Origin of the sequence: Pantoea sp. CTOTU49201 (assembly GCF_032054795.1) — a bacterium.
GTDB lineage: Bacteria > Pseudomonadota > Gammaproteobacteria > Enterobacterales > Enterobacteriaceae > Pantoea > Pantoea symbiotica.
On the sequence record NZ_DAMBSA010000399.1, the window covers coordinates 1 to 4,256 of the forward strand.

The window sequence follows — 4,256 nt, forward strand, 5'->3', positions numbered from 1 at the left end:
GCCGCAATCGGACATCATCGATAAAGCCTCGGCGCTGCTCGATACCACCACGCGCCAGCTGCATCCGGAAACTAATACCGATCCCAAACTCAACCCGCAGCTGGCCTCGGCGATTCAGAAATCCGGCATGATTCTGCTGGATGACTTCTCCGATTTGGTGCTGAAAACCCAGGATCTGTGCAGCCAGCAGCAGGATTGTGTACGACTGAAAAATGCGTTGGTGAATCTCGGCAACGCCAAAGATTGGGATTCACTGATTCATCGCGCGGATTCCGGCAAGCTGAATGGCATGAATGTACTGCTGCGTCCGGTCAGTGCCGAAGCGCTGGAAAACCTGGTGAACACCGCGACGTCCAGCTTCTTCGCGCGTGAAACGCGTCGCGCGGCGGAAAACCTTAACAGCCCGCCGCCGGGTGGCTTCCTGATTATCAGTGATGAAGGTCGTCAGATGGTGACGCAGCCGCAGCCGTCGGTCGCGCTGTTTGATCTTGATGCACCTTCACAATGGCGCGAACTGCAACGCATGTCCGGCATGCTGCTGCACACGCCGTTCGCCGCCAGCGGCATCATCACCAGCATTACCACCGATGCCAATGGCACACGCCACATCGCGCTGCATAACGAGCCGGATGCCATGGCGCAGTGGCGCTATTTGGGCACCGCGCTGTTGATGCTGGTGCTGATTGCCAGCGCGGTGATCAACGGCTTGCTGGCGCTGCGTCGTATTCATCGTAATCGCCTGCGCATGGCGGAAATTCAGCAGTATTACGATAAGTGCTTCAACCACAATCTGAACACTATGCAGAGCGTGCGCTCGCTGTTCTGAGCCCTTCCCTTCTGTGCTACCCTGTCGCCCACTTTTTTGCGGCGAGAAAGAAAATGCAGGTTACGCTTAACTGGTCAGAGATTGATACCGTGCTGCTGGATATGGACGGCACCTTGCTCGATCTCGCTTTCGACCGCCACTTCTGGCTGGAGCACGTTCCGGAAACCCTGAGCCGCGAACGCGCCATCACGCTGGGCGAAGCGCATCAGCTGATTGAGCAGAAGTATCAGGCCGTGGTGCATACGCTAAACTGGTATTGTCTCGATTACTGGTCGCAGGAGCTGGCGCTGGATATTCGCGCCATGACGTGGGAGAAGCGCCACCGCGCGGCAATGCGTGAAGATACGCTGCCGCTGTTGCAGGCGCTACGTGCCGCAGGTAAACGCACCATTCTGCTGACCAATGCGCATCCCTACAATCTGGATGTGAAACTGGAGCAGACCGGATTAGCTGCCCACCTTGATTTATTACTTTCCACCCATACCTTTGGATATCCGAAAGAGGATCCGCGTCTCTGGCAGGCCGTTCAGCAACATACTGCGTTTGACAGCGCGCGCACGCTATTCATTGATGACAGCGAAGCGATTCTGGATGCAGCGACAAGTTGGGGCATTCGCTGGTGCTTAGGCGTCAGCAATCCGGATTCCGGTCGGCCCGATCAATCTTTCCAGCGTCATCCGGCGGTAGGCGATTATCGTCAATTGTGCGAGACGCTGCGTTAAAGCAGGAGCCGCAATACCATGAAAGAGAAAGTGAGCGAAGGCGTGCGCCTCGACAAATGGCTGTGGGCCGCGCGCTTCTATAAAACGCGTGCGCTGGCCCGTGAAATGGTGGAAGGCGGCAAAGTGCATTACAACGGCCAGCGCAGCAAGCCAAGCAAACTGGTGGAGCTGAATGCCGAATTAACGCTGCGTCAGGGCAACGATGAGCGCACGGTGGTGATCACCGCAGTGACCGATCAGCGCCGCCCGGCCAGCGAAGCCCAGGCGCTGTATGCCGAAACCGCTGCCAGCATCGACAAGCGCGAGAAAACTGCGCTGGCACGCAAGATGAATTCCTTAACTATGCCGCACCCCGATCGCCGCCCGGATAAGAAAGAGCGCCGCGATCTGATGAAATTTAAATTGTCGGGCGATAAATAACGCGCCCCAACGAGAGAAACACTATGTCTACAAACGATCAACTGCACCGTTACCTGTTCGAAAACGTCGCCGTGCGCGGCCAGCTGGTAAATGTGACCGAAACCTGGCGTGAAATCGTCGAAAATCACGACTACGTTGAGCCGGTAAAAACCTTGCTGGGCGAGCTGCTGGTGGCCACCAGCCTGCTGACGGCAACGCTGAAGTTTGACGGTGATATCACGGTGCAGTTACAGGGCGACGGTCCGCTGACGCTGGCGGTGATCAACGGTAACAACCGTCAGGAGTTGCGTGGCGTGGCGCGCGTGCAAGAAGACGCGGAGATCGCACCGGGCAGCAGCCTGAAAGAGATGGTCGGCAACGGCTATCTGGTGATCACCATCTCGCCAGAGAAAGGCGAGCGCTATCAAGGCGTGGTTGGTCTGGAAGCCGATACGCTGGCGGGTTGTCTGGAAGATTACTTCATGCGTTCTGAGCAGCTGCCAACGCGCCTGTTTATTCGCACCAGCGACAAAGGCGCAGCCGGTATTCTGCTGCAAGTGTTGCCTGCGCAAGAGCCGAGCCTTGATGATTTCAATCACCTCGCCACGCTGACCGAAACCGTGAAGAGCGAAGAGCTGATTGAACTGCCCGCCACCGACGTGTTGTGGCGTCTGTACCATCAGGAAGAAGCCACGGTGTTTGACCCAACGCCGGTGATCTTTAAGTGCACCTGTTCACGCGAGCGCTGTGGCGAAGTGCTGAGCACGTTACCAGTTGAAGAAGTAAACGAAATCCTCGAAGAGGATGGCGAAATCGACATGAATTGCGACTATTGCAATTCGCATTACGTGTTCGATGCGGTAGATATTGCCGCCCTTCGCAACGCGCCAACCAACAACAGCGATCAAGTACATTAATCACCTGCCGGGCGGTTCATCCGCCCGCTTTCCTGCTGAACGTATCCCTATCATTTATCACGGTTATTAGCTAAATAACGCTGACTTTAGTTTCATAAGTGGCAGATTTCTCTACTTGTCACGTTCCAGCTCGCATTTCTGACTATCTTCTCTTTTCCGCCGTGCTCAGAAGAGTACACTGCGCGCGATCTGCCCTGCGTGGCTATGCAGGCAGGCAGCAGAATCACCCCATAAAAAATATGCAGTAACAGATACCGATTAAAGGAGCAGTCACATGCGCGTTAACGGCCTGACATCGCAAGACCTCGCCTCTATGGGCATCAGCGGCACCACTGAAGTGGTGTACAACCCTGATTTCGACACCCTGTTTCAGGAAGAAACTCGCCCAGAGCTGGAAGGTTATGCGCGAGGCATTCTGACGCAGAGCGGTGCTATTGCCGTGGATACCGGCATCTTCACGGGTCGCTCGCCAAAAGATAAGTACATCGTTCGGGATGACACCACGCGCGACACGCTGTGGTGGAACGATGTCGGCAACGGCAAAAATGATAACCAGCCGCTGTCACAGGAAACCTGGCAGGCGCTAAAAGGTCGCTGCACCCAGCAGCTTTCCGGCAAACGTCTGTTTGTGATCGATGCATTCTGCGGTGCCAATCCCGACACGCGCCTCAGCGTGCGCTTCGTGATGGAAGTGGCCTGGCAGGCGCACTTCGTTAAAAACATGTTTATCCGCCCGAGCGAAGCCGAACTGGCTGACTTCAAACCGGACTTCGTGGTGATGAACGCCGCGCAGTGCACCAATCCAGACTGGCAGGCGCAAGGTCTGCACTCCGAGAACTTCGTCGCCTTCAACCTGACCGAGCGCATGCAGCTGATTGGCGGCACCTGGTACGGCGGCGAAATGAAGAAAGGTCTGTTCGCCATCATGAACTACCTGCTGCCGCTGAAAGGCATCGCTTCGATGCACTGTTCGGCTAACGTCGGTAAAGCGGGCGATGTAGCGGTGTTCTTCGGCCTGTCCGGCACCGGCAAAACCACTTTGTCCACCGATCCGGATCGCCAGCTGATTGGCGATGACGAACACGGCTGGGATGACGATGGCGTGTTCAACTTTGAAGGTGGCTGCTACGCCAAAACCATCAACTTGTCTGAGCAGGCGGAGCCGGAAATCTACCGCGCGATTCGTCGCGATGCGCTGCTGGAAAACGTGGTGGTGCGCGCTGATGGCAGCGTGGATTATGCGGACGGCAGCAAGACCGAGAACACCCGCGTCTCGTATCCGATTGAGCATATCGAAAACATCGTGCAGCCAGTGTCAAAAGCGGGCCATGCCAAGCGGGTGATCTTCCTTACCGCCGATGCCTTTGGCGTACTGCCGCCGGTTTCTCGCTT

General features: G+C 56.3%; 5 protein-coding genes. All 5 read left to right on the top strand.

What is annotated here, in order from left to right:
- Positions 1-826 (top strand): IgaA/UmoB family intracellular growth attenuator (locus RTY00_RS20860; RefSeq protein WP_312665965.1); only part of this gene is annotated, 826 nt, incomplete at its 5' end.
- A 53-nt stretch (positions 827-879) separates the two neighbouring features.
- The gene (gene yrfG / locus RTY00_RS20865; RefSeq protein ID WP_061719735.1) at positions 880-1,548 is read left to right on the top strand and encodes a GMP/IMP nucleotidase; all 669 of its coding nucleotides are present in this window, start codon (positions 880-882) and stop codon (positions 1,546-1,548) included.
- Between the two features lie 18 nt (positions 1,549-1,566).
- Complete coding sequence (hslR, locus tag RTY00_RS20870) at positions 1,567-1,968, top strand: ribosome-associated heat shock protein Hsp15 (protein WP_008107905.1); 402 nt, start codon at positions 1,567-1,569, stop codon at positions 1,966-1,968.
- A gap of 23 nt (positions 1,969-1,991) precedes the next feature.
- The gene (gene hslO, locus RTY00_RS20875) at positions 1,992-2,864 is read left to right on the top strand and encodes an Hsp33 family molecular chaperone HslO (RefSeq protein WP_312665968.1); all 873 of its coding nucleotides are present in this window, start codon (positions 1,992-1,994) and stop codon (positions 2,862-2,864) included.
- Between the two features lie 274 nt (positions 2,865-3,138).
- Positions 3,139-4,256: phosphoenolpyruvate carboxykinase (ATP) (gene pckA, locus RTY00_RS20880; protein ID WP_312665970.1), on the top strand; the 1,118-nt coding region annotated here is incomplete at its 3' end.

What these genes read in the sequence shown, in the direction of transcription:
- hslR (WP_008107905.1), top strand. Translation starts at nt 1,567, where the DNA reads ATGAAAGAGAAAGTGAGCGAAGGCGTGCGCCTCGACAAATGGCTGTGG.
- yrfG (WP_061719735.1), top strand. Translation starts at nt 880, where the DNA reads ATGCAGGTTACGCTTAACTGGTCAGAGATTGATACCGTGCTGCTGGAT.
- hslO (WP_312665968.1), top strand. Translation starts at nt 1,992, where the DNA reads ATGTCTACAAACGATCAACTGCACCGTTACCTGTTCGAAAACGTCGCC.